This window comes from Infirmifilum sp., assembly GCF_049970975.1.
Classification (GTDB): domain Archaea; phylum Thermoproteota; class Thermoprotei; order Thermofilales; family Thermofilaceae; genus Thermofilum; species Thermofilum uzonense.
Genome location: NZ_JBMFLX010000122.1, coordinates 1 through 3,788 on the forward strand (window position 1 = coordinate 1; position 3,788 = coordinate 3,788).

3 protein-coding genes are annotated in these 3,788 nt (G+C 48.4%); all 3 read left to right on the forward strand.

Annotated features, from left to right (window positions below; all coding sequences use genetic code 11):
• Positions 1–85: 85 nt before the first annotated feature.
• The 3 genes from ACP5KC_RS09325 (at position 86) to ACP5KC_RS09335 (ending at position 3,582) form a co-directional block, all read left to right on the forward strand.
• Positions 86–1,255 carry a glycosyltransferase family 2 protein gene (locus ACP5KC_RS09325; RefSeq protein WP_428287371.1) on the forward strand — a complete coding sequence of 390 codons (1,170 nt, stop codon included), beginning with the start codon at positions 86–88 and terminating at the stop codon, positions 1,253–1,255.
• A 90-nt stretch (positions 1,256–1,345) separates the two neighbouring features.
• Positions 1,346–2,401, forward strand: coding sequence for a non-hydrolyzing UDP-N-acetylglucosamine 2-epimerase (gene wecB, locus ACP5KC_RS09330; protein ID WP_428287372.1), 1,056 nt, complete (start codon positions 1,346–1,348; stop codon positions 2,399–2,401).
• 101 nt (positions 2,402–2,502) lie between these two features.
• Complete coding sequence (locus ACP5KC_RS09335) at positions 2,503–3,582, forward strand: glycosyltransferase family 4 protein (RefSeq protein WP_428287373.1); 1,080 nt, start codon at positions 2,503–2,505, stop codon at positions 3,580–3,582.
• Positions 3,583–3,788: the final 206 nt, after the last annotated feature.

The window sequence follows — 3,788 nt, forward strand, 5'->3', positions numbered from 1 at the left end:
CCCCCCAGTTCACCCCCGTAAAAACATTCAAGGACATAGCCGTGTACATCTACAATCCCTAAAACAAATTCACTTGGTAAATTACATGGAACTAACCAAACCCGAACCTTCACGTTCAGATGAGCAAACTGTAGATGTTTCCATCATACTGCCTTCTCTGAACGAGGAAAAAACAATAGGCGAAGTTATCGACAAGGCGAAGAAAACGCTTGAGGCAAGTGGTTACACCTACGAAATCATTGTCTCCGACAACTCAACTGATGCGACACCACGTATAGCGTCAGAAAAAGGCGCCCTTGTAGTCCACCCAGATAGACTGGGCTACGGTTACGCATACCTCTATGCTCTCAGGTTTGCAAGGGGAAAATTCATAGTCTTTGCAGATGCTGATGGTACCTATGACCTCTCCGAAACTCCGAAACTAGTCGAGCCCCTTGTAAAAGGTGAAGCAGATGTTGTTCTTGGCACTAGACTCAAGGGCAAGATAATGCCTGGCGCCATGCCCTGGCTCCACAGGTACATTGGCAATCCGATACTCACCTACACCTTGAACAAGTTCTATGGCACACGCGTGTCCGACGCCCACACCGGGTTCAGGGCGATGACCCGCGAGGCCCTGCAGAGGCTCAGCCTCGAGAGCTCGGGCATGGAGTTCGCGTCCGAGCTGCTCGTGAAGGCCGCCTACGCCGGCCTGAGGATCAGGGAGGTGCCCATAACCTACTACCCTAGGGCCGAGGGCACCCGCTCCAAGCTGAGGAGCCTCAGGGACGGCTGGAGGCACCTCAAGCTCCTGCTCCTCCTCGCGCCCAAGTTCCTGTACTACCTGCCGGGCGCCGTGATGCTGGCCGCGGGAGCGGCGCTGATGCTGGCCGCGCTGCTCAGGGCGAACCTCGGCTACTCGCCCGGCCTCCACTCCGCCATGCTGGGCGGCGCGCTCGCCGTGCTGGGCAACACCGCGGTCGCCATGGGCCTGATCGCGGATCTGCACCTCGCGAAGATGCTGGGGAGGCCCACGAGCAGGATCACGAAGGCGCTCGCCCGGCACCTTTCGGTGGAAAGGGCGCTCGCCGCTGGCACCCTCATGGTTGCAGCGGGGCTCACGTATGCCGCTTACCTCTTCCTAGAGTGGGTCGAGAGCGGCTACAGGTACCTCCCCGTCAGGGGGGAGAACGCGGTGGCACTAACGCTCATCGTCTTTGGCACCCAGATATTCCTCCATGCTATGGCCGCCTATCTAATATCCTGGGAACGGTAATATAATACATGTTACTCGCTCATCCGTGACAGTTTCATAAAAGTCTCCAAACAAATTTCTGAGGAGCGGAAAGGCAAATTGCTAGTAGCCGTGATTTTAGGAACAAGGCCAGAGATAATCAAGTTGGCGCCTGTAGTCAAGGAGCTTGAGAAGCGCGGGATTGACTTCTTTATTCTTCACACGGGTCAGCACTTCTCTTACAATATGGATAGGGTTTTCTTCGAGCAGCTCGAGCTGCCCCAACCGAAATATAATTTGGGGGTTGGTTCGGGTAGCCATGGGGAACAGACTGCCAAGATGCTTTTGGGCGTCGAGAGAGTTTTGACCGATGAGAGACCGGATGTTGTGATTGTTCAGGGTGACACGAACTCGACGTTGGCTGGAGCGCTTGCTGCTGTAAAGTTGCAGGTGCCAGTGGCCCACGTGGAGGCTGGCTTAAGGAGCTTTGACATGTCCATGCCGGAGGAGGTGAACAGGGTCGTCGTCGACCACGTTTCGACGCTCCTCTTCGCCCCCACCCAGCTGTCGAGGAGGAACTTGGAGCGGGAGGGTATCGTTGAGGGTGTCTACGTCACGGGCAACACGATAGTAGACGCTATAATGATGTATTCTCCCCGGATAGAAGAGGCTAAGCTACCGTTGGATCTTCCAATGGAGTATGTGCTTCTAACTCTCCATAGGCAGGAGAACGTGGATAATCCTGTACGGCTTGCTAGTGCAATAAAGGGTGTTGGGCTGGTAGCAGAGGAGCTGAAGGTACACGTGATTTTTCCCGTTCATCCTCGCACGCGTTTGAGGCTGGTGGAGTATGGGATTAGAGTGCCTGATGGCTTGGTCTTGCTTGAGCCGCTGGGCTACTTCCAGTTCCTCAAGCTTCTTAAGGGTTCCAGGGTTGTTCTCACAGACTCGGGGGGTGTGCAGGAGGAGGCCTGTATCCTTGGAGTGCCCTGTGTGACTCTCAGGTATAATACTGAGAGGCCTGAAACAGTTTACGTTGGTGCTAACGTGGTTGCAGGTCTAGATCCCCAGAGGATCCTGAGCAAGACGCTAGAAATGGCGGATAAAAGAGGCAGCTGGCCAAACCCTCTAGGCGACGGGAGAGCAGCGGAGAAGATCGTCAGGACACTGAAGGATGACTTGGGCTAGGATTCATATCCTCGCAGATACAAATGTTCAAAATTAATAAGTGCCCCTAATATTTAGATGGTAAGACCATCGGAGCAATCGATAGGAAGGTGGCTAAGGCTATGAAGGTACTAGTAGCCTCAAATTTGCTGGCCTGGGATAAGCCAGGTGGTGGAGAAACACAAGTGCTTAGAACATTGGAGTTTCTTAAGAGAAAGGGTATTGAAATAGAATATATTTCTGCTGACTCCGTTAGAAAAATTAGAAGTTTTGACATTTTTCATGTTTTTGGAGTGGTACATCACTTATATGACTTTTTATTGTACTGGAAAAAAGAATTAAAAAGACCATCTATACTCACACCACTTTGGTGGTCTCCTGAAGAGTTTTATTTACATACAAACAAGCTTGCCTATCTTAAATACAAAGCCAACACGTTGTTGAGGCGGACTTTGAAGAAAAAGTGGATTCAGCTTCAAAATGTTTTTGATATTAGAGCTGACATTCATGGATTGATGATTTATACTGCAGATGTCATCGTCACAACGTCTGTTATGGAAAAAGAGCTCTTAGGTAGGGAGTTTGGAATTTCACCAAATAAAATAGAGGTGGTATATAATGGTGTTGATGAACGGTTCTATTATGCTACTCCGGATCTATTCGTGAAAAAATACGGTCTTAAAGATTTTGTATTAGAAGTGGCTGCTATACATCCCAAGAAAAACCAATTAGCACTAATCACAGCGCTAATGAATAAAAAAGACATACCAATAGTATTCATAGGACCTGTTATTAACAAATATTACTACCAAAAATGCTTAAAACTTGCTGAGAAGAGAGGCAATGTTTACTTCTTGGGACAGATACCTCATGAGGATCCCTTGCTTGCTAGTGCGTATGCTGCAGCACGAGTTGCAGTGCTTCCAAGCTGGTTTGATGCACCAGGGCTTGTAGCGCTAGAAGCCGCTTTGGCAGGCACTCGAGTGGTCATTACAAACAGAGGTCCCATGAGGGAATATTTTAATGATCTCGTTTTTTACATTAACCCAAATGATTTAAACGATATTGAGGAGAAGGTATTATATGCTTATTATTCTTCAGTCGATACAACAATCCTACGAGAACATGTAAGGAGGAATTTTACATGGGATAATGTTCTCGAACCGCTTTTAAAAATTTATCGGAGAGTTCTAGAGGAATAGATTAATACTCTATAAGAAATATCTGTAAAAAATAAATATATTTTAATGGTGATTCATTCCCAACATATGGTGCAAACACCTAAGGCTTGGGATCGCTGAAAGCTAGTCTCAATGATTTTAAGCGCAGATAATATTTTTTAAAAGAGAATATTTACTTGTGGGGTTTTACGGCTTCTTTTAGCTGTGCTTTCTCAACGTCGATAGTG

Excerpts from the sequence above, each read along its gene's own strand:
- ACP5KC_RS09325 (WP_428287371.1), top strand. The coding sequence starts at position 86 with ATGGAACTAACCAAACCCGAACCTTCACGTTCAGATGAGCAAACTGTA.
- ACP5KC_RS09335 (WP_428287373.1), top strand. The coding sequence starts at position 2,503 with ATGAAGGTACTAGTAGCCTCAAATTTGCTGGCCTGGGATAAGCCAGGT.